This is a genomic window from Streptococcus nidrosiense, assembly GCF_042140045.1.
Taxonomy (GTDB): domain Bacteria; phylum Bacillota; class Bacilli; order Lactobacillales; family Streptococcaceae; genus Streptococcus; species Streptococcus nidrosiense.
In genome coordinates this window covers 730,546-753,124 of record NZ_CP152419.1, presented here as the reverse complement: position 1 = coordinate 753,124, position 22,579 = coordinate 730,546, and the positions used below count along the sequence as shown (strand labels likewise).

Below are 22,579 nucleotides of genomic sequence, written 5' to 3'. Positions count from 1 at the left end.
TATTTCCTATTTAAAAAATGCTGTACCGATTCGAACGAAAGTTGAACCACATTGAATCGCTTCTTTGAAGTCTCGACTCATACCCATACTTAGTTCTGTCATCGGCATATTGGGGAGATGTTTTTCTTGAATGGTTTTTTGCAATTCTTGCGTTTCTTTAAATATCTCTAGCAATTCTTGACTAGTCGCTTCAAATGGAGCCATGGTCATCAGACCCACATACTCAATCTGGTCTAATTCTGAAAGTTCTGGTAAGAGGGCTAACAATTCTTCTTTCGAAAAACCGTGCTTACTTTCTTCCTGAGAAATATTTACTTGCAAAAAGCACTTAATCTTGTGGTCCGCTCGTTTTTGAATTTCCTGAGCTAGTTTTAAGGAATCTAAAGCATGAAAATAATCCACATAAGAAATCACTTCCTTGACTTTACGTCTCTGTAAGGTTCCGATCAAATGCCAGGTAAGATTCTTATCACTTAGAGCATGATACTTGTCAAGAAATTTATCAACACGGTTCTCACCAATGTGTTGCACTCCTTGCGAAACCAAAGCTGAGGCTGTTTCAACATCTACATATTTGGTCACCGCAATCACAGAAACCGAATCGTTTTCACGACCGGCTTCCTGAACTGCATTCGATATCTGTTGAAAAACAAGGTTCGTATTTTCTTTTAAATTCATCTTCATTAACGATTTTTAAAGAATGGTGGTGTTTCCAACTCGTCTTCATCTGTCGCTACTGGAACTTCAAAACGTTCCACTGGAGAAACAACTGGTTCTCCTTGACGAACGATGGCATCGCGTCTCAAGTCCCAGTCACCAAAGGCTGATGTCTTTGGTGCTTCTTGACGGCGATAACTTGGAGTTGGAATTTCTACTGTATCAGCCATATCAAAATTTCGATCAAAAGTTTGTGCATGGCTAGTTCGAGCAGGTTCACGGTGGGTTGCTTGGCGTGGTTGAGCAGTTACAACTTTCTCAACTTTATCCTGACGTACTCCTGTCGCAACAACAGTCACGCGGATTTCGTCTTTCATTGTCTCATCAATAGATGTTCCAAGCCAGATGTTAACGCCATGACCAGCTGCTTGGTTAACAATTTCTGATGCTTCTTCAGCTTCAATCAAAGTCAAGTCCAAACCACCAGTTACGTTAACAATAACATCCTCAGCTCCATCGATAGTTGTTTCAAGAAGTGGTGAGTAGATTGCTTTACGAGCAGCTTCTACAACACGTTCTTCACCGCTACCGATACCAATCCCCATAAGGGCATTCCCTTTATTGGCCATAACAGTTTTAACGTCTGCAAAGTCCAAGTTGATCAAGCCAGGATTTGTAATCAAATCTGTAATCCCTTGAACACCTTGACGAAGAACGTTGTCTGCTTCACTCAATGCTTCAAGAAGTGGAGTCTTCTTGTCAACGATTTCTAGCAAGTTGTTGTTTGAGATAATCAAGAGTGTATCAACATGTTCACGAAGTTCGTTAATCCCTTCGATAGCAAATTGTCCACGTTTGCTTCCTTCAAAACCAAATGGACGAGTTACAACACCTACTGTCAAAGCTCCGAGGCTTTTTGCAATACGAGCGATAACTGGTGCAGCACCTGTACCAGAACCACCACCCATACCAGCAGTGATGAAGACCATATCAGCACCGCTGATTGCTTCTGTCAATACTTCTTCGCTTTCTTCTGCAGCTTTACGACCAACTTCAGGTTGACCTCCTGCACCAAGTCCGCGAGTCAATTTAGGACCGAGCTGAATAACTGTTTCAGCTTTTGTACTGCTCAAAGCCTGCACATCTGTATTGGCTGCGATAAATTCAACGCCGGAAACGCCTTCGTCAACCATACGGTTGATGGCATTTCCACCACCACCGCCGACACCGATTACTTTAATGACTGCACCTTGTGCAGCTGCTGTATCAAATGAAAATGTCATATTTATATTCCTCTATTTTATTCGTCAAACATGCTTCCAATCAAGCTACGGAAACGATCCGTTAATTTACCTTTGCTCTTTTCTTCTGATTGAAGAGGAGCTACTGGTTCAACAGATTGAGTTGTTTCAGGCTCGGGAGTTGTCACTGTATTAAATACTGGCCGTGGAGAAACAGGTGAAACTGGTTGAGCTGAACTTCTAAAGTCAATCGGTTGGTGGCGTAAACTTTCGTCACCTCGAATTGCTCGTTGTGCCAAAATATTCACTTCAGTAAGACTACCAGCGAATTCTGACAAGCTGATGACATGGGCAAAAGCAGGATTGCGAATACCTACTTGATTTGGTACGAATAACTTAACGCGTACTCCAAATACTTCTTGGGCCAATTCAACGACACCTGGAAGAAGAGCATTTCCACCAATCAAGACAATACCACCTGGCAAGTCTAATAGGTGACGTCTTTCCAAGTCTTGCTTAATTTGCTCAAAAATGTGCTTGATTCTTGCTGAAATAATCTCAGCCAAGTATTCTTCAGTCACTTCAACCGGTTCAACTTCACCGATCACTTCAACTTGGAAAGTTTCCTTGCTAGCTAGTGGTGGATAAGCTTCACCGTAGTTCAATTTTAGACCTTCTGCAATTTTCTTAGAAGTCTTGAGAACTTTTGAAATGTCTTTTGTGACATAATCGCCACCCTCTTGGTTGACATTTGTATATTGAAGTTCTTGGTTGCGAATAGTGGCGACAGTCGTTTGGCCACCACCCATGTCGATAACAGTCGCACCAAACTCACGTTCACCTTCATTCAAGACAGAGTGAACCATTGCAAGAGGTGAAATAATCACGTTCTCGACTTGAATGCCTACACGCTCAACAGTTTTACGAAGATTGTGGAGGATCGTACGTGGGCCAGTGTACAAGAGACCGCGCATTTCCAAACGCACACCCATCATGCCGCGAGGATCACGAATTCCTTGGAATCCATCAACGACAAATTCCTCTGGAATAAAGGTGATAACTTCACGATCTGGAGTCATACTTTTAGTCAAGGCTGATTTGACAACATTTTCGACATCTTGATCCGTAATTTCTCTTGTATCTGATGTCACTGGAATCATGCCTTGAGTTGGCTCCACTTGTAGCAAATTAGCTGGCAGGCCAACGTTTACAGACTTGATTGAAATTCCTGCTTTTTCTTCTGCTTGAGAAATTGCAGACTTAATAGCAGTCGCTGCTGCTTCGATGTCAACGATAATCCCATCTTTGACACCTTTACTTTTGGCATTGCTCACGCCAATTACATTTACTTCACCATTTACAAGCTCTGCAACCAACACTTTAATAGAGCTAGTTCCGATATCTAAGCCTGTAAAAAAACCATTTCTAGTCATTACACTGCGTCCTCTCTATCTTCCCAGTTTCACACTTCTATTTTTAATAGCTACACCAAGGCATAACTACTCACAAAATATTATAACACAAAAAAAACATTCGTGCTCGAATTTTCTAACATTTAAACAAGCTTTTTCTTGAATTTTTATAATTATCCGACGATTGCATAAACGAGTAAACAAAAAAGAAAGAGAAACCTTTTTCTCTCTCTTTGTGTAACCATTTTTTCTAAAGTAAGGCTATTTTTTAAGGTCTTGTTTATAAAATTCTTTCAAGGCATCTTGCCAAGTTGGGATGACAAATCCAGTAGCTTTGGCTTTAGCCAGACTCATTGTTGAGTTTAGTGGACGTTTAGCTTTTGCAGGAAATTGGCTCGAGTCTACTGGCTTGACTTCGACTTCTGTATCCTTCAAAATTTCAACCGCAAAGTCATACCAAGTTGTGTTTTCCTTCGCATCATTTGACAAATGGTAATAACCAAATTCCTTGCGATTTTCAGCTAGGAAAGTCATGAACTCAGCCAAGGTACGCGTCCAGGTTGGTCGACCATGTTGGTCATTTACAACTGTCAAAGTCTTATGAGTTTTAGCAAGATTTTGCATCGTGAAGACAAAGTTTTTGCCGTAATTTCCAAAAACCCAGGCAGTACGGATAATATAGAAGTTTGAAACGTGTTTTTCTACAAGCTCTTCTCCCATACGCTTAGTACGACCATATTCAGTTTGAGGATCTGGTTTGTCATCTACTTCCCACTCTTGCCCGACTGGTTTCTTACCGTCAAAGACATAATCTGTAGAGATGTAGACTAGAGTTGCACCATGCTTTTCGGATGCTTTTGCGACATTTTCTGTCCCCGTAACATTGATGGCAAAGTCCAGTTCTTTTCCTTCATCCTCAGCTGCATCAACAGCTGTGTAGGCTGCACAATGGTAAACTAAAGTCGGTTTCACCTCTTCAAAAACTTTCTCAACCATTTCTGCATCGGTAATATCCATCTCAGCCACATCAACAGCAACGTATTCTTCATTACGCTCATCTAATAAATAACGAAGTTCCGTTCCTAATTGACCATTTGCTCCTGTAATTAAAATCATTTTTCTTCCTTTCAACTGATTCACAATTCTTCGGTATAGCAATAAAAAGCAGAAAGTTTCTGCCTTTTATTTTTCAAGAACCTCTTGTGTTTTAGCGTAGTTGGCTTCAACAGCTTCTTTTTCTCCCTGCCACCATTCTTGGTTATCTTTGTACCATTGAATGGTTTCTTTGAGACCTTGTTCGAAGTTGGTGAATTCTGGTTTCCAGCCCAACTCATCACGGAGCTTGCTTGCGTCAATCGCATAACGAAGGTCATGTCCTGCACGGTCAGTCACATGATCATAGGCATCGGCAGGTTGTCCCATTTCCTTAAGGATTAGTTCCAAAACTTCCTTGTTGTTCTTTTCACCATCAGCACCAATCAAGTAGGTTTCACCAATTTGACCTTTTGTCAAGATTGTCCAAACACCTGAAGAATGGTCATTGGTATGAATCCAGTCACGAACGTTCTTTCCTTCACCATACAGTTTTGGCTTAATTCCACTTAGAATGTTGGTAATCTGACGTGGAATGAATTTTTCAATGTGCTGATAAGGACCGTAGTTATTTGAACAGTTAGAAATAGTCGCTTTGACACCAAATGATCGTACCCAGGCTTTCACAATCAAGTCCGAAGCTGCCTTAGTTGATGAGTAAGGAGAGCTTGGGTTATATTTAGTTTCAGCGGTAAATTTCTCACCTGGACCTTCACCATGACCTGGCAAATCCTCACGTAGAGGGAGATCCCCATAAACTTCATCTGTCGATACATGGTGGAAGCGAATATCATACTTACGAGCAGCTTCTAAAAGAGTATAGGTTCCGATGAAGTTAGTATGGATAAATGGTGATGGATCATTGAGCGAATTGTCATTGTGACTTTCCGCGGCATAGTGCACAATAGCATCTGCTTGAGCTGCTAACTTGTCTACCAACTCTGCATCCGCAATGTCACCAACAACTAATTCAACACGATCGCCTAAAATTTCCTCAATATTAGCGCGGTTCCCAGCATAAGTCAACTTGTCCAAGACTGTCACATGAACATCTGGAAAATTATTGTAAACATAGTGGACAAAGTTGGAACCGATAAAACCAGCTCCACCCGTCACGATAATTTTTTTGTATTCAGTCATATTCTTTCCTTTTTACAAATCTTCTTTTTTCAAAGGTTTTACATCCTTGAGTAGTGGATGATTTTTATCTGCTTCTGAAACCTCTGCTTCTGCAAGATTTTCCCATTCAATACCAAGGCTTAGATCAGCGTAGTTTACAAAGGCATACTTGGGTTTGAGTTCAAGAGCCCAGTAATCATTGACCAGATAACTATAAGAAACTGTATCTGATAGGACTTGGAAGCCATTGGCCACCCCTCGAGGAACAAAGATTCCCTTGCTAGCATCAATGACTGTCTGGTAGGTATTTCCGAAGGTTTCGCCCTCACGTAAATCAACCCAAGAACCTAGAACTTTCCCACCATCTGCCACAGAGATGTACTTATCCCAAGGTTCTGCGTGGAGACCACGAAGAACATTTTTGCGTGAGAAGGATACATTGTTTTGCAATTTTCCTTCTGCAAAGAAAGACTCTGGAAATCCAAGTGGAATCATTTTTTCCTTTTGGAAATTTTCTTTAAACCAGCCACGATTATCACCATGAACGGGGATATCAAACTCCAACATACCTGGAATTGCATCAACCTTGCGTGCTGCAAGCGTCTTACCGAAAAAATTATCTGTCATCTATGCTTCTCCAATCAAACGGAGCAGATACTGTCCGTATTCATTTTTCTTAAGCGGTTGAGCTAAGGCCAACACATCTTCTCGACTGATATAGCCCATACGGTAAGCAATTTCTTCCAAGTTTGCCACCTGAACATTTTGCATCCGTTGGACTGTTTCGATGTACTGTGAAGCCTCTAGCAAACTTTCATGAGTGCCAGTATCCAACCAAGCAAAGCCACGTCCCATAACCTCAACGGATAAATCTCCGCGATCTAGGTAAGCCTTGTTTACATCTGTAATTTCCAATTCCCCACGAGGGCTTGGTTTTATATTTTTTGCAATTTCTACTACATCATTATCATAGAAATAGAGGCCTGTAACTGCATAATTTGAGCGAGGGTGTTCTGGCTTTTCTTCGATAGAAATAGCGTTCATGTCATCATCAAACTCAACAACACCAAAACGTTCTGGATCCTTCACATGGTAGCCAAACACAGTTGCTCCTGACTCCTTGCTTGCGGCCTTTTGTAGCATCTTCGAAAGGCCAGGACCATGATAGATATTGTCACCTAAGATCAGAGCAACGCTATCATCGCCAATAAACTCTTCCCCAATGATAAAGGCTTGGGCCAAACCGTCTGGACTCGGTTGCTCCGCGTAAGAAAGTTTAATCCCGAACTCAGATCCGTCTTGAAGTAATTCTTTAAATCGAGGCAAATCTTGAGGAGTTGAGATAATCAAAATATCCCTAATACCAGCCAACATCAATGTTGAAAGTGGATAGTAAATCATCGGTTTATCATAAACCGGCATCAGTTGTTTTGATGCAGCTCGAGTCAAAGGATATAAACGTGTCCCCGAACCACCCGCGAGAATAATACCTTTCATAATAGGGTACCTTTCTATATTATTACTTTACCTAGCCTCGCTTAAATTCCGCGTAAAATACGAACTATCTGTTTACTAGCATCACCATTTCCATAAGGATTACTAGCTTGACTCATTTTTTTATATTCTTCAGAATCGTCTAAAAGCATCTTAAAGTTTTGATAAATAGTCTCTTCATCAGTTCCAACCAATTTCAATGTTCCGGCAGCTACTCCTTCTGGTCTTTCTGTCGTATCTCGCATGACCAATACAGGCTTTCCTAAAGAAGGAGCCTCTTCCTGAACTCCTCCTGAATCAGTTAAAATCATGTAACTGTGATTCATGAAATTATGAAAATCAAGAACATCCAAAGGTTCAATAATCTGAATACGTTCTGTGTCTCCAAAAATTTCCGCAGCTGTTTCACGCACCAAGGGATTTTTATGAATTGGATAAATTACCTTAACATCATCATATTCATTTAAAACTCGTTTAACAGCTCTAAACATGTGTTTCATAGGTTCTCCGAGATTTTCACGTCTATGAGCAGTTAGTAGAATAAGACGGGTGTCAACGTTTAAATCTAAATCAGGGTGTGTATAATCCTTTTGTACTGTAGTTGTAAGTGCATCAATAACTGTATTTCCAGTTACATAAACATTCTCTCTACCCTCTTTTAAAAGATTTTCTTTAGCCAATTCAGTTGGAGCAAAATGATAATTTGCAATAATAGAAGTCGATTGTCTATTAAATTCTTCTGGGAAGGGACTTTGCAGGTTGTAAGTTCGTAACCCAGCTTCAACATGGCCAACCTTAATTCCAAGATAAAATGCTGCCAAAGCTGCTGCATATGTTGTAGTAGTGTCACCGTGAACTAGAACAATATCTGGTTGTTCTTCTTCTAAAACAGGTTTAATTTTTTCTAAAATACTTGTTGTTATAGAGAACAAGGTTTGATTAGCTTTCATTATTTCTAAATCATAGTCTGGTTGAACTCCAAACAATTCCAAAACAGGGCTAACCATCTCCTTGTGCTGACCAGTTACACAAACAACTGTTTCCATATCTGCCTGTTTTTTCAACTCATTCACTAATGGACACATTTTTATCGCTTCTGGACGTGTACCAAAAACTAGCATTATCTTCATGATTTCCTCCTAAATCAATAATTAAATTCTTTATTTGTTTATACATTTCAATTTCTGACCAATTTACTTCTTCTTTGCAATAAGAGAAAATAATTGAATCGTCACTTCCTCCTTTAATAAAAGCAGAATTACTAAATATAATGAAAAGAAAGCAACACCTGCTAGCATTAGAGAATAAAATGGTATAGTTATCGTTATCAGCTGATTCAAAATGATTAGTGGTATTGTAGAAACAACTGTTGCAATTATCACATTAACCAAACTCTTTATCGATATATTTGATACTAAATATTCTTTTGAAAAATGTAGTTGTACCATCATCTGCGACAATTCCGCAAAAAGAGTTGCGACAGAAGCACCAATAATTCCAAACTTAGGCATTAACAGTAGATTCAAAATAAGATTAATCACAGCACCAATCGTTACTGCAACCATAAAATATTTTTCTCTATTCATTGGAATCAATATTTGATTTCCTGTAATATTCGAGAAACCAGAAATAAGTAAAATTGGCATAAGTATTTGCATGGCTAAAGTCGCAGGAAGATACTGACTTCCTCCTAGTAATAAGATACTATCTTTTGCCTCTACAATAAAGAATACCATCAATGGAATCGCAATAAAAAATATAACCGCAGATGACTCCTTTAATATTTTTCTAAAATTCGAGGTGTCATTTTTACTAATATAAAATGAAAGTCTCGGTAGTAAAACTGCACTAATAGATGTAATAAGAGAAAGCAAAATCCACTTAACCTTTGATGCCACAGAATAGTATCCCACAGCCTCATTACCATTAATAAAACCGAGCATAACTGTATCTAAATTAGTATAAATATTTACCGCAAGTAATGATGCAAATAAATACCACATTGGTTTAAAATGATGTTTAAATTGTAAATTTTTATATAATTTAATATTAATGAAATGTCGGCTATGCCATAGATTTAAGATATTTGAACTTAGAGAAGAAAACAATGAAATACTAGCAAAAACAATATAATCCTCTGGCCTTTTCACAAGTAGAAAAATCAATATTAATGATAGAATTTTAAACACTACTGACCGGGTAGTAATATAAGTATATTCTTCCATTCCACTATACAACCAATTTAAGGCAAAAGGAGAAGATAAAATTGTCCCACATGTGAGCAATAAGAGTGAAAATTCTTTATTCAATTGTGTTATAAATATAGTCAAAAATAATAGTATTGCAGTTGTTATTATAGACATAGCAACGTTTATAATCATTAACTCCTGCACTACCTTTGACAACTTGTCTCTATCATCTCTAACACTTGCTACTGCTTTGATACCATAAGTTGAAATTCCCAGAGAAGCAAGTAAAATACCATAATTCCCTATTGAACTAAAAAATGAAGTTAAACCTATACCAGTTGGATTCAATATTCTAGATATATAAGGAAAAGTGATTAATGGGAAGATGATATTTGATAGCGTCAGGACAATATTTAATAATGCATTCAACTTTATGGATTTATTCCCCATAATTTTTCAACCTCAATTTCAAATCTAAATATTTCAATAAAAATATAACTCTTGTATATAATTCTGGAATAAATAGGAAATTGACACCACCAAACAATCTATAAACGAAATCAACCCAAAGTAGATCGCTTTTCTCTCTTAATAATGTTTTTAAAGATTTTTTCGTAGTCTTAAGAGTTACTATCTCACCAAAATTTTCAACAACTTTTTCTTTTAAAGATTCAGAAAATGATTGTAACTTAGGTATATAAATACATTCTTTTTTTAGCGACATCATTAGCCATAGATTTTTTTGTTCAAAAGGGAGAAACTTCATTTTCTTATAAGCTTCCAAAATTTCTGAAAACCCAAATACTAACTCTTCTTGATAATCTTTAACTGCCTGATAAATACTCACATGTTTCTTATCATCTTCAAGAATAGGAATAATTTCACTATCTTTTTTATATTTCAAAACTGGACCATGATCTGCTACAAAAATATCTTCATAAAATTCAAAATTTCTACTCACAATATCATAAAATTCCGATTTATTTGGATAATCAGAAAATAATAAACCAGTTTTATCCGTTTTATTTTCTACTGAGTAAACATTAAGCATCAATCCTAGATAATAACCTACTATTCTCTTATCTGGAAGAGCCTTTTTGATACTATCTTGTATCGTTCCTTTCCAACCCACATCGACTAAATATACTTCATTTTGGTTTTTAGTTAAACGTTCTATATAATCACGTAGTAATTGACTGTCTTTTTTCTCTTTATTGAACTTCGTAATGAACTGAGGATGTTTTTTTAGTTTCTCTAATAAATGATCGTCTACTGTTAATACATATGTTGGTTTCTCTTTTAAATCTTGACAAATCAATATGATTTCATTATCAGAAAAGTTTAAATTTAACAAGAAATTTTGTAATGTAATTTTTTTATATTGGCGAAAAATCATCTCAAATTCTTCATCCTCTAAAGAAGTAAAAGAAGAATATAATGTCGATCGTCTAGAAACATAAAAATATTCTGTACAAATCTTTTGATTTTTCTCAAAAAAAGTATCTTGATATATATCAAAAAGTCTTTTCAATAACTGTCCTTCTCTTGAGCAAAAGAGTGCTATTTGAACATCATCTTGAATCATCTTTTTATGCAATTTCGAAATAAAGAATACGATGTCAGCTAAAAAAATATTAAACGGTGCTTTTTTACTGTTAGAAAATAAAATTTGATTATAGAGTCTTACCAACTCTTTCTCTGCTACTGTTGTATTTTTATCTATGTATTGTCTATAAATAGCATTTAATCCTAGAGAACGTGGCACTTCATAATCAGATTTATAATTATCTCCTATCATGGTAATTTCTATAGGTTTTAAGCCTAATTCTTTTAAAATTAACTTATATAAATTTCCTGTGGATTTACGGCAAGCTTTCTCACTCGAAATATAGATAGAAGAGAAATAATCCAAAATTTCAAACTTTTTTAATACAGTTTCTATTAATTCTTTATCAGTATAAAAATCAGAAACTAAAATAATCTGTTTTGAATCACTTTTCAATCTTTTTAAAACTTCTTGAATTTTCGAATCCAAGTAAATATGTTGTAATTCAATTTTCAACTCTAGAGTTTTAGCTCTATGAATAAACTCTTCTTTTGATAAAATTTTTATCTTATCTTTAATTTTATCGTATATTCCAGACAAAAGATCTGTATAACACATTTCTTCAGTGCCTAACTCTTTATTGTTTTCGACACTTTTTCTAATCTGGTATAATATTGCAGGAGATACATCAAAATTCAGCTCCAAAGCCATTTCCTTAGCCCACTGATACAAAGTTTGCTCAGGATGACAATTCCTATGTACAACAGTATCAAAAAAATCAAATGCAACTATTTTTGTTTTTATTTGAGATATATCAAACACTTCCATGTTTCACCTAACTATTTAAAATTATGATCCTATAATGACCACTCTATTTGCTTATTTAATCTAATTATCTTGGTACATCTACAGTTATAAGCAGTAACTCATTCGTTTATGAAAATAAATGGGTAGGATGGATCAATTCTATTAAACACACCATCTAAATATGATTTATACTTTCTTTTAGAACAATCCCTTCTCGAGAAACAATGATAAAGTTGTTGCATGAATAAATAGATCAAGAAAACAGTATACCTTAGTTTACTATTTACATTTCTACGAACAAATACAACTCTATTTCTCGCCATTAAATATTCTTGAAGTCCATTGACCGCTTTTATAGAGACCGAACCTTTATGATAAACATAACTTTGAGTAAGACATATATTCTTATAGCCTAATTTTTTAGCTCTATAACACCATTCTGTTTCTTCATAAAATAGAAAATAGCTTTCAGGTATATATCCAATAATTTTCAAGATAGAGGTTTTAAACATCAAACATGCTCCCCCAATATAGTCACTTTCGATTTTAGAAGGAAGTTTGTCTCTCTGAGCACCATGATTTTTTAAAGTTACAATTCCTCTATTAATAAAAATATCACCACCTGTAGATTGTACCAAGTTATTATTTTTATATTCAACTAACACTGGACTAACAAAAGCAACAGAGGAATCATCTTCTAGTTCTCGTTTACACGATTCCAAAAAATCAACTTCAATTAGTGTATCGTTGTTTAATATACAAATGTAATCATATCCATTATCCTCAGCATACTTTATTCCAATATTGTTTCCATTCGCATATCCTCTATTTTCTAAACTAGTAATAATCTTAATAGGGGATAGCGCCCTAGATAACTCTTTGACACTATCATTAACCGAATTATTATCTACAATCACGATGTCATACTCATTTGAATTTATAGTACTTCTCAAACTTTGTACACATTCAATCGTATCTTCATAATTATTATAATTGAGAATAACTATACATACTTTATCCATTATACACCTAATTTTCTATGTCATTTTTTAGCCTATAGTCATAGTAGAATATTAATGCAAGAACAATTGCCAATGAGAAACTTCTCTGCGCTCCAAAGATATTTAAAGAAATTGAAGTAATTATTAAATTAGTTAAGAGTGCAATAAAAAAGGCTCGGTCAACTCTATATTTATCATTTGACATTCTTAGAATTAAATTAATTATCTTATAAAATATATAACCATACATAAAAATTGCAGCCACACCAAATTGAACGAATAACTCTAAAAAACCTAAATCATCTAGATACATCTTAACGGCACCTGGCCCAGCCAAAATAAAATTACTATTTATGTTGCTTGATGTTAGAATTCCAACCCCAAGTTTCCATACATCATTAGCTAATAAACCAAGATAGTATTTCAACTCCCAGTATCTAAATCCTAACCCCATATCAAATGATCCAGTGTCGATATTTAAATATGCTTTAATATAATCCAATCCACCTCCATAAACGAATACTATAATTACAGTTATAAAACTTAAAGAGGTGAGCAATCTAGAAGTTCTTCTAGAATATACAAACATGAGAAAAATTGAAATCAAAACAGAAACCAGTAGCATCCTTGTCTGATTTACAAATGTTATATACATTAATATCGAGAATAAATAATAAAAGTATTTCCTATTTCCAAATTTAAAATAGAAAAAAGTGGAGATTAACAAACCTATTATAATTAATGGTGTTCCATCTATTCGTACAGAAAATTCATTTCGATACCACAAATCTCCGAATTCTCTTAAAATAGATGGAAATAGTTCAAATTGAAATACTGTATATAAAAACCATGTGAATGCTCTAATCCCAAGAGAAAACATAAAAATATTGAGTGTATTATCTAAAATTTTTCTCATGTTTTCTTGTTTGTTCTTAAAAAGGTAAATCAATACAAAAAATAGAAAAATCCATATATATTGTCGGGATGCCAAAAAAATATTACTCACACTATAATTATAAAGAGTTTTAGCTCTTGATATCTCGTATATAATACATATAGATAAAAAAGTACCATAGATAAAAGCTGATTTAGAAATTCTTTTAGCATTAACAATCAGTATAGGAATCATTAAAAATAAGAGTGCAATAGATAAAATAGTTAATAAGTTTCTGTGCCAATATAAGTTGAGGGAAAACATAAGAAACATTCCCACTGATAGCATCACTGTAAAATAGTATAGAATCTCTATAAATTCAAACTTCTGTCTCTTCATTCATCTCTCCACAAAAAATTACAACTGATTAATCAGCTGATGAATCATCTCCGCTCTTTTTTCCCAAGTATTACTTTTCAAAAAATCTTCTCTAGCTATACTGTCATATTTCAAATTATTATTTTCAATCAATTGCACCAGATTCATTTGGTAATCTGAATAATTTGAATACATGTATACAAATGGTTCAAATCTCAGAATTTCCTTATAACATACCGTAAGTATATTTTTGCTAAAGTTAATATATTCATATAACTTAACCGGATCCACTGCTTCAACAATATCATTAATTTGAAACGGCATAATAAGAACATCTGCATTCTCAATATACTGATAAATCTTCTCGTGTGGTACACTTCCTAAATAATGAATTCTATCATGTTCAGGAATAACAGCTTTGCTAATCGGACCAATCAACTTATATTCAATATTATCAAAATCTTCTAAACTTCGTAAAATGATATCAAAATCAAACCAATGACTGATAGTTCCAACATATGCAAGTACAAGCTTTTGGTTATTCTTTTTATGCTGAGTAGGAATGCTTAAGATTTTACCATTATAACCATTTCTAACCACCACTATTTTATCAACCTGTTCTTCCAAGTTATAATCAGAAATAATATTTTCTCTTAATTTCTCACTCGAAACTAAGATTAAATTAGCTCTATTGACCAGTTTCTCTTCTAAATCCTTTAATCGCTGGCGTTCTTCTCTATCTTCTATAAAAGCCACATGATAATCCATACAATCATATATTATTTTTTGTTCTGAATTGTCTACAAGAGATGCAAACTGCATTGGATTTGTCAAATATACATATTCTGGTTTAAAAGCCTTAACTTTTCTTCGAATATTCCAAGCAACAATTTTATCATTCAGTTGCTTTAGTTTAGGTGATCTATTAACAAAAGGTAAGGCATAAATACGTGATATATTTGTAATGTTAGTATTTCTATCCTCAGTCAATCCTTTTCTATTATACCAATAGCGATACAGAACTAGTATCTCATAAAAATTAGATAAGCTTTCTGCAATAAATTGTGGACGCTGTTTTATCCAATTCCAATCAACATTTGTCACATATAAAATTTTTTTCATCATTTTTTTATTCATTTTTAATAATTACCGACTAATTTTATTTTTCTCCATTAAAGTTAAAAAATAACTAGTGGATTCAAAGTTGCATTTGTTTGAAAACAAAGTTTTTTCTACTAAGTTTGTATAAACCTGATTAGTTGCAACATTTTGATGGTGCAATACCTTAATCTTCGGTGTGTAAATTCTCTTGTATCCTTTTAATTCAGCTTCATAATCTAATATCTCTGTTTCATAATAGAAGAAGGTGTTAGGGTTAAAAGCATACTCCTCTTTTTCGATAAAATCTCTCGAATATACAATAAACGAACCATGAAGAATTGGATTTTCTACCTGTTTTCTATAGTCTACTGATCCTTTTTTACGTCTATTTTGATAGATTGCTGTTCGAAGAGCTTTACTAGCTTTCAACCAACATTTGATTTTTAAAGCAAGACTAACTTGGCTCCCTTTTTTAAATTTTTCATTTAGAGCTTTAACTTCTTCATAAGTATAATGTGTCAACCGTTTTGGGTTTTGGTGAAGTTGGTAAGTAGTCGAGAAGATATCTGGCCCGAGCAAATGGAATTTCTCCTCACTATAGATATCTGTCACGATTTTTTCAAAATCTTCTGTTTCTATCTCAATATCGTTATTCATGATAACCATGAAATCGGGGTTATACTTTTCCTTAGCAAATTGATAAGCTACATTATTTCCACGAGCAAAACCAGCATTTTCATGGTTAATCAAAACATCAATTTCTGAATCTGATTCATAAAGCTCTTGTAGTTTTTCACCAGTACCATTATTAGAGAAATTATCAATAATAACGATTTGCTTTGCATTAGAATTGCCTTCTTTTATAGATTTAACACAAGAAATAGTTTCTTCTAAGACTTTGTAATGCAAAATAATATAACAAAACAAATTAGTGTCCTCCTAAATGCGATTTCTTTTCATCATCACTAGGCTCTTCGTGAAGATAGTTTTCTCCGTAAAGTCTTTTAAGGTAGCGGTCATACTCCGTTGGAACTTTAAAAAAGGTATCCTCAAAAGGCTTATCTACTCCTTCTCCCCAAATCTCTACCGGCATAACTTCTTTAGCAAATAAAGAAGCATTGATAGTCCCAGCATACTGCTGCTTTTTCCAATCATACTTTTTATAGAGATTATCTAAACGTCTGTATACAGAATTTTGAGGAAATAGTTTTGCAAATCCTAGTTTTTTAAAGAAACCAATAATTAGTTTTTGCTTAGCGGAATGCATATCCACATGGTCGCCAACATAGGTTGTTCCTAAACTTGCTAAAAAACGATACCAGTATACTTTACCAAAGTAAAGCTTTCTTAAAAACGAATGATTTGGGGCACCGTCCAAAGGAATGATATCAATCAAATGCAATCCTAAATTTGTATTTCGTGGCAAGCCCAAACGTTTTCTTTCATTTTCCAAAAGGAATAGGCGAGGAAAGTAGCAATGCAAAGTGTCGCAATATTGATAAGCAAGAACCTGATATTTGCCTGCGATAATTCTATCCTTAAAAATTTCCGGAAGTCTATCGTAGCCTTCACGAGGTACTGCGATATCCATATCGTCATCCCATGGAATAAAGCCATCGTATTTGACTGCCCCAAGTACACTACCTCCACGGAGGAAAAAGTCTATATTATTCTCTTTACAAATTTTTTGAAACTCTTTTATAGCATCTAATTCAACTTGCTGAATCAATTTTACCATTTCTGTTTGGTTCAATATTTTACACCTCTTTTTGCTTTTAAAACTTTTCCTATGAATGAAACATTCCCTACAAAATAACGCTTAAAGAGGCGTTTAGGCTCATTTGCTACACGAAACAACCACTCAAGGTTTGACTTTTGCATCCATAGAGGTGCTCGTTGGATATGACCAGACAAGACATCAAAACTACCACCAACTCCCATAAATACCGAATTGACACCGTTATCCATAAATTTTTGAATAATATATTCTTTTTTAGGAGACGTAATGCCAACAAACACAAAATCAGGGTTCTTTTCACGAATATCTTCTTGAATATCTTGCTCATCATCTGCAGAAAAATAACCATTTCTGTATCCAACAACTATCAAATTAGGATAATCATTCTTAAATGCTTTGAGCATATCTTGCAAAACCTCTTCTTTTGCTCCAAAAAAGTATACTGAATATCCTTTATTATTCGATAACTCTAAAAGAGATTGCATCAAATCAATCCCTGCTACTCGTTCAGGAACAGGTGTTCCTAAAAACTTACTTGCAAGAACAACGGAAGCGCCGTCGGCATTTATGATTCCTGAGTCATTAACAATTTTTTTGATTTTCTCATCTGTATGGCACTGATTAATTTTATCAGCATTAACTCCCATTAAGTGTAATGCTCTTTTCCCCAGTACGTATCGTTCAACAGCATCCACTGTTTCCCTCATCGTAAGAGGATCAATGTTAATACCTAAAACTTTGATTCTATTTGTCATCCCTTACTTCGCTCCATCTCTCATCAATACAACTTTTACAGTTTTTAGCAATATTTCAAAATCTTTCCAGATGGTCCAATCATCGATATAAGCCACATCCAGTTTCACGACTTCATCGAAGTTTGTAATTTCACTTCGACCACTAATTTGCCACAGACCTGTAATACCAGGTTTGAAACTGAGACGACGTTTTTGTTCAGGTGTGTATTTTTCGTACTCATCTACAGTTGGTGGGCGTGTACCGACCAGACTCATGTCTCCAATTAAAACATTCCAAAATTGTGGTAATTCATCCAGGCTGGTTTTTCGGATAAATTGTCCGATCTTAGTCACTCGAGGATCGTTATCGATTTTAAACATACCACCTTGCATGGTATTTTGATCCATCAACTGCTCCTTGATAGCTTCTGCATCGACTCGCATCGAGCGGAATTTATAAAAGGTAAAGTGACGACCATTTTTTCCGACACGAGTTTGTGAAAAGATTGCAGGTCCGCCATCTTTACGAATCATGGGAACTAGAAATAGACTAGCAATTCCACAAAGGATCAACCCAACGATAGCACCACAAATGTCAAGGATGCGTTTAGCAATCACATGGCTCGGATTGTAAAAATTTGTAGAAAATGTCACTACGTTCAAGCCCGCCATCTCATGGATTTGTTTATCACGACCTAAGTTTTTGTCGAAAGCATTGAGATTGACTGTGACAGCGATTCCCATGGTTTCAAACTGAGAAATAATGGCTCCAATGTCGTAGTCTTCACTTGGAAGATTGACAAAGACTTCATCCACTACCTCGTGCGTTGCATAAGAGATCAACTGTTCCCTCGGAACAACCGTCACCTTTTCATGAGTAAAGTCTGGCATGTCTAAAACACTGACTGCAACCAGTTTCCCTTGAACATCGTTAGCGGTTAACAAACGGTCCAACACTTTTTCAGTACGTGATGTCGCTGTGATCAACAAAATATTACGACTGCTCTTCAAATTATGGTTAAAGGTTTTCCAATAACGCTTCAAAAAGAAACAGAGGAGATAATTCAAAACACCATACAAAGAAAGTAAATAGAGCATCCCTCGTCTAGAAATCACAAATTTTTCTTTTAAGAAGAAACTTGAAAAACTAATCAACAAGGCATAAAAGAGGATGTATTTAATCGTTTCTACTAACTCAACATACTGGCCTCGTTTGAAAAAATCTTTACCATAATCACTAATGTAGAAGGCTGCAAAGTGAAGAAAAAATAAGACGAATACTGTATTTGGAACAATATCAGTTTCTGAAATTGCAATCAGTATATAAGCTAATACACTAACAAGTATACTCTGTAAGAATGCCAGAGTTACATTGTAGAAACCCCTTCCTTCCATACTGGACTCCCTAACTTCATTTTATCTTTTTTCATAATTGCCATAGCCACCATAAGAACCATATTTTTCACGTTGAACATCAAATTTATTCAAAACTACACCTAGAAATGGTTTTCCAGTGTGTTCTAACTGACTTTTAGCTTTTTGCACTTCTCTTCGTTTTGCTACACCAGCTTCTGCTACTAAAACGGATGCATCACATTTTTGGACAATAATGGCTGCATCAATTACAACCCCTATAGGGGCAGTATCAACGATGATATAATCAAAATATTTGCGTAAAGTCTCAATCATTCTTTCAAAGTTAGCGCTTTGTAAGAGAGCTGTTGGATTCGGTGAAACTGCTCCTGATTGAACTACAAATAAATTTTCAACGTCTGTTTCACAGAGACCATGTGACAAGTCCTGAGTCCCAGCTAGATAATCTGTCAAACCAGTGATTTTTTCTCTTGACTTGAATACTCCAGACATGACTGAATTTCGGATGTCGGCATCAATCAATAGCGTTTTGTAGCCTGCACGCGCAAAAGCCCAAGCGATATTTGTAGAAGTTGTAGATTTTCCTTCACTCGGATCGACCGATGTAACTGCAATAACCTTTAAGTTATTCCCACTCAGTTGTATATTTGTACGTAAAGCATTGTAATACTCTTCCGCCTTTTTTAAAGAGTTCAGTTTTTGTTGTGCTAATTCTAACTTTACCATATGTTCTCCCTTACTTTAATTTATCCAGGTCTGGAATGACTCCAAGGAGTGAGATTTTCATAACGTCTTCGATATCTTCTGGACGTTTAACACGGTCGTCTAGAAGTTCAACCAATAGAACCACGACAATCACCAAGCCTGCACCAGCACCGATTCCCATTAAGGTATTGCGACGGATATTTGGTGATGACGGACCAGTAGCTGGACGGGCCTCCTCCAGAGTCGTTACGTCCGAAACTCGAGTAACTGCGATAATTTTTTGTGCTGCAACGTCTCGCAGTGCATTTGCAATACGACTAGCTTCGTCAGGTTTATGATCACTAACTGAAATAGATACGATACGTGTATCTGCAGGGACCGTTACTTGAACCTTTTTAGCCAATGCTTTTGCATTAACGTTCAAGCCAAGATCAGCAACTACTTTCTCTAGGACATCTTGGGATAGAATGATTTCACGATAGTCCTTGACCAAGTAGGCCCCTGCTTGTAAGTCCTGATTTGTTAGTCCTGATTTATCGTTTTGATTTCGATTAACCACATAGATTCGCGTTGTACTTCTATACTCAGGTTTGACCACAAAACTACTATACGCAAAGGAAGCAGCTCCTGCTACGATGGCTACAAGAAGGATTAGCAGTTTCTTTTTCCATAGCGCCTTTAATAACTGAATAACGTTGATTTCAATAGTATCTTGTTCTTTCATTTTAACTCCTATATTATTTGATCTTTAATGACTTTTTCGGGATTTTTCACGAATAGTTCCCGAGCCTTATCTTGGCCATACCTTTTACTCACTATCTCATAAGCCTCTCGCATATAAGGTGGACGACTCTCTAGATTATGCATATCACTAGCAACTATATGAACCAAGTCCCTCTCCAAAAAATAGCGAGCACGCTTTTTCATGAATTTATAGGTGTCGCCAAACAGTTTTGGTTTGAGGACACTTGAACTATTGACCTGGGTATAACATCCCATGTTGATGAGGTCGTGCACCCTTTTTTCATTATTTTCCAAAGCATCATAACGTTCTATATGGGCAATAACAGGGGTTATTCCCAACATCAAAATATTGGTCAATGCGCTATGGATTTCACGATAAGGGGTATTCATACTAAATTCTATCAAGGCATAGCGAGTGCCATTTAATTGAGGAATCTGTTGATTCTCTAATTTGTTTAAAGCATCACTGCTGTAATAGATTTCTGCTCCATACAAGATGGTTAAGTCGGGAGCAATTTCTTTAGCCAATTCCTTGACAACTTTAAAATTTCTTGCAATGTCCTCTTCTGGTGTTTCAAACATCCCCTTCCGACGATGGGAAGTCGAAACGATGATACGGACTCCTTGAGCATAGGCTTCCTTCAGAAGCGCTATGCTTTCTGCCTTATCCTTAGGACCATCATCTACATCAAAAACTATGTGTGAATGGATGTCAATCATCTTATTTTCCTTCCATGATATCTTTAATTTCTGTTTTGAGTGTCTCTAAGCTATTTGGATCTACCTCTAACATATAAAGGCTGCTGTCAGGCATGGCATAGGAAGGAAGATCCATACGACCAGTTCCCTTTAGATCTCGAGTGATGACAGTATATTTCCCTCCACTTACTAGTTGGGCGTTCACTAAACTAACCATTGTTTCAGGAGGCATATTGGTTTGGACAGAATCCTGTAAACTTTGCATAATATCATCAAAATTTTTCAATGCTTCTGCCGAAGTTAGTTTCTGGACAATTGCAGAAATGACTTTCTGTTGATTGCGCCCACGGTCTCCATCGCCATTTGCTAATGAATACCGCTCGCGTACAAAGCCTAGGGCCTGCTCAGAGTCTAGATGAACATTTCCAACAGGAAAATGGTAATTACCATGAAGCGAGGTGAATTCTTGGTCATTATTAACATCGACACCACCTAAGAGATCAATTAATTTCAAGAAGGAAGTGAAGTTGAGTCGTGCATAGTAATTTAGGTCAATTCCATAAAGATTTTCCAAAGTATGAATCGAAGCATCCACACCATAAATACCTGCATGGGTCAATTTATCATTTTGGTTATTGCCTCCATCAGCTATGGGCACATAAGCATCCCTAGGCGTTGTTGTCAAGAGAATTTTCTTGGTTTCTTGATTAACCGTCATGATGATATTGACATCCGAACGAGAAACGGAGCTAATCGGTCCGTATGTGTCAATCCCACTAATATAGATATTAAAAGCCTTGTTTTGAGAAGACTTAGGTGCCTCAACAGTTTTGGTTAGTTCTTTGGTATAAATCTTCTTGATCTTTTTGGCATGATCTGGATACTCTTGTTCAATCAGATTTTCAAAGACACTATTCAAAACAATTGCCTTGGTCTCTCCAGCTAAGAGACTCTTATAAGCCGCAAGATACGAAGAACTATCCTCAACCTTTATGTCTTTATTCTGACTTGTCTTAATATCATCAAGCAATTTTTTGATATTCTCCGCATCTGTTTTTGTCGGAGCTGTCACACTGGATAGTTGGGACACATTACCAATCTCACTATCCGCCAAAACTGCAACACTGATGGAGTAACTAGAATAGTTAGATGTTGCATTTAAATGATTAGCCAAACTAACGAACTGATGAACTCCAACCAAGGCTAGTGAACTAGCTACAATAGATAGCAAGAGCATGATTAAAGTCAACTTCTTAGCTTTTCTATTTGATATTAAAAATAAAGCTACTAGCGCAATGAACACCATAATAGCTGCTAGAATAAGATTGAAATAACTAACGGCTAAGATATGATATCTGAATATTAAAAACAGCAAAAAACAAGTAAGCACTATATATAGAAACAACAAAATAATATTGAAACTTTGCTGAAACTTGCTCGTTTTGCTTCCTTTTGAATGTCTACTCAACTTACACCTCTACAAAGTATTTTTCATTTTCATTATATCACAAAGTATTGCTGGATACCATCAACACATGTTAAGTAACCGTTTTTATTCACCTTAAAAACATGAATAGTAAATTCCAATGATAAAATGGCTAAAATGTCGCTTGAAAGAGGTATCTAATCTAAAAAAGACGGGGTTATAAACTGTTAAATCAAACCTCGACTTCC

General features: G+C 35.6%; 21 protein-coding genes. All 21 read right to left on the bottom strand.

Going from position 1 to position 22,579, the window contains the following annotated elements; translation table 11 throughout:
• Positions 1-6: 6 nt before the first annotated feature.
• The 21 genes from AAFQ93_RS03640 to AAFQ93_RS03540 all read right to left on the bottom strand — a co-directional run bounded on the left by AAFQ93_RS03640 (position 7) and on the right by AAFQ93_RS03540 (position 22,373).
• The gene (locus tag AAFQ93_RS03640) at positions 7-678 is read right to left on the bottom strand and encodes a YggS family pyridoxal phosphate-dependent enzyme (RefSeq protein WP_049530599.1); all 672 of its coding nucleotides are present in this window, start codon (positions 676-678) and stop codon (positions 7-9) included.
• Positions 679-683: 5 nt separating this feature from the next.
• Positions 684-1,940 carry a cell division protein FtsZ gene (ftsZ, locus tag AAFQ93_RS03635; protein ID WP_223140558.1) on the bottom strand — a complete coding sequence of 419 codons (1,257 nt, stop codon included), beginning with the start codon at positions 1,938-1,940 and terminating at the stop codon, positions 684-686.
• A 17-nt stretch (positions 1,941-1,957) separates the two neighbouring features.
• On the bottom strand, positions 1,958-3,331 hold the full coding sequence (gene ftsA / locus AAFQ93_RS03630; protein ID WP_223140557.1) for a cell division protein FtsA: 1,374 nt from the start codon (positions 3,329-3,331) through the stop codon (positions 1,958-1,960).
• Between the two features lie 240 nt (positions 3,332-3,571).
• Positions 3,572-4,426, bottom strand: a complete 855-nt coding sequence (gene rfbD / locus AAFQ93_RS03625; RefSeq protein WP_223140556.1) for a dTDP-4-dehydrorhamnose reductase — start codon at positions 4,424-4,426, stop codon at positions 3,572-3,574.
• 66 nt (positions 4,427-4,492) lie between these two features.
• A complete protein-coding gene (gene rfbB / locus AAFQ93_RS03620; protein WP_223140555.1) occupies positions 4,493-5,542 on the bottom strand; it encodes a dTDP-glucose 4,6-dehydratase in 1,050 nt (349 codons plus the stop codon).
• A 12-nt stretch (positions 5,543-5,554) separates the two neighbouring features.
• Positions 5,555-6,148 (bottom strand): dTDP-4-dehydrorhamnose 3,5-epimerase family protein, encoded by a 594-nt coding sequence (locus AAFQ93_RS03615; RefSeq protein WP_223140554.1) that lies wholly within the window; start codon positions 6,146-6,148, stop codon positions 5,555-5,557.
• Positions 6,149-7,018, bottom strand: coding sequence for a glucose-1-phosphate thymidylyltransferase RfbA (gene rfbA / locus AAFQ93_RS03610; RefSeq protein WP_375555647.1), 870 nt, complete (start codon positions 7,016-7,018; stop codon positions 6,149-6,151).
• 41 nt (positions 7,019-7,059) lie between these two features.
• Positions 7,060-8,148 (bottom strand): non-hydrolyzing UDP-N-acetylglucosamine 2-epimerase, encoded by a 1,089-nt coding sequence (gene wecB, locus AAFQ93_RS03605; RefSeq protein WP_049530524.1) that lies wholly within the window; start codon positions 8,146-8,148, stop codon positions 7,060-7,062.
• Positions 8,149-8,208: 60 nt separating this feature from the next.
• Entirely contained in the window at positions 8,209-9,654 is a 1,446-nt protein-coding gene (locus AAFQ93_RS03600) for a flippase (RefSeq protein WP_223140552.1), read from the bottom strand.
• Positions 9,644-11,578: an HAD-IA family hydrolase gene (locus AAFQ93_RS03595; protein ID WP_223140551.1), complete on the bottom strand. Its 1,935-nt coding sequence runs from the start codon at positions 11,576-11,578 to the stop codon at positions 9,644-9,646. The genes AAFQ93_RS03600 and AAFQ93_RS03595 overlap by 11 nt, the downstream gene beginning before the upstream one ends.
• Before the next feature lie 98 nt (positions 11,579-11,676).
• Positions 11,677-12,579, bottom strand: coding sequence for a glycosyltransferase family 2 protein (locus AAFQ93_RS03590; RefSeq protein WP_223140550.1), 903 nt, complete (start codon positions 12,577-12,579; stop codon positions 11,677-11,679).
• Positions 12,580-12,586: 7 nt separating this feature from the next.
• A complete protein-coding gene (locus AAFQ93_RS03585; RefSeq protein ID WP_223140549.1) occupies positions 12,587-13,831 on the bottom strand; it encodes a polymerase in 1,245 nt (414 codons plus the stop codon).
• A gap of 18 nt (positions 13,832-13,849) precedes the next feature.
• Positions 13,850-14,947, bottom strand: a complete 1,098-nt coding sequence (locus AAFQ93_RS03580; RefSeq protein WP_375555645.1) for a glycosyltransferase — start codon at positions 14,945-14,947, stop codon at positions 13,850-13,852.
• A 9-nt stretch (positions 14,948-14,956) separates the two neighbouring features.
• Positions 14,957-15,838, bottom strand: coding sequence for a glycosyltransferase (locus AAFQ93_RS03575; protein WP_049530530.1), 882 nt, complete (start codon positions 15,836-15,838; stop codon positions 14,957-14,959).
• Between the two features lies 1 nt (position 15,839).
• A complete protein-coding gene (locus AAFQ93_RS03570; protein ID WP_223140548.1) occupies positions 15,840-16,664 on the bottom strand; it encodes a LicD family protein in 825 nt (274 codons plus the stop codon).
• Positions 16,661-17,404 carry a WecB/TagA/CpsF family glycosyltransferase gene (locus tag AAFQ93_RS03565; RefSeq protein ID WP_223140547.1) on the bottom strand — a complete coding sequence of 248 codons (744 nt, stop codon included), beginning with the start codon at positions 17,402-17,404 and terminating at the stop codon, positions 16,661-16,663. Before AAFQ93_RS03565 ends, AAFQ93_RS03570 begins: the two co-directional genes overlap by 4 nt.
• A gap of 3 nt (positions 17,405-17,407) precedes the next feature.
• Positions 17,408-18,778, bottom strand: a complete 1,371-nt coding sequence (locus AAFQ93_RS03560; RefSeq protein WP_375555644.1) for a sugar transferase — start codon at positions 18,776-18,778, stop codon at positions 17,408-17,410.
• Between the two features lie 21 nt (positions 18,779-18,799).
• The gene (locus AAFQ93_RS03555) at positions 18,800-19,483 is read right to left on the bottom strand and encodes a tyrosine-protein kinase (RefSeq protein WP_223140545.1); all 684 of its coding nucleotides are present in this window, start codon (positions 19,481-19,483) and stop codon (positions 18,800-18,802) included.
• Positions 19,484-19,493: 10 nt separating this feature from the next.
• On the bottom strand, positions 19,494-20,186 hold the full coding sequence (locus AAFQ93_RS03550; RefSeq protein ID WP_375555642.1) for a CspC family polysaccharide chain length determinant protein: 693 nt from the start codon (positions 20,184-20,186) through the stop codon (positions 19,494-19,496).
• 8 nt (positions 20,187-20,194) lie between these two features.
• Positions 20,195-20,926, bottom strand: coding sequence for a capsular polysaccharide biosynthesis protein Cps4B (cps4B, locus tag AAFQ93_RS03545; RefSeq protein ID WP_375555640.1), 732 nt, complete (start codon positions 20,924-20,926; stop codon positions 20,195-20,197).
• Position 20,927: 1 nt separating this feature from the next.
• Complete coding sequence (locus AAFQ93_RS03540) at positions 20,928-22,373, bottom strand: LCP family protein (RefSeq protein ID WP_375555638.1); 1,446 nt, start codon at positions 22,371-22,373, stop codon at positions 20,928-20,930.
• Positions 22,374-22,579: the final 206 nt, after the last annotated feature.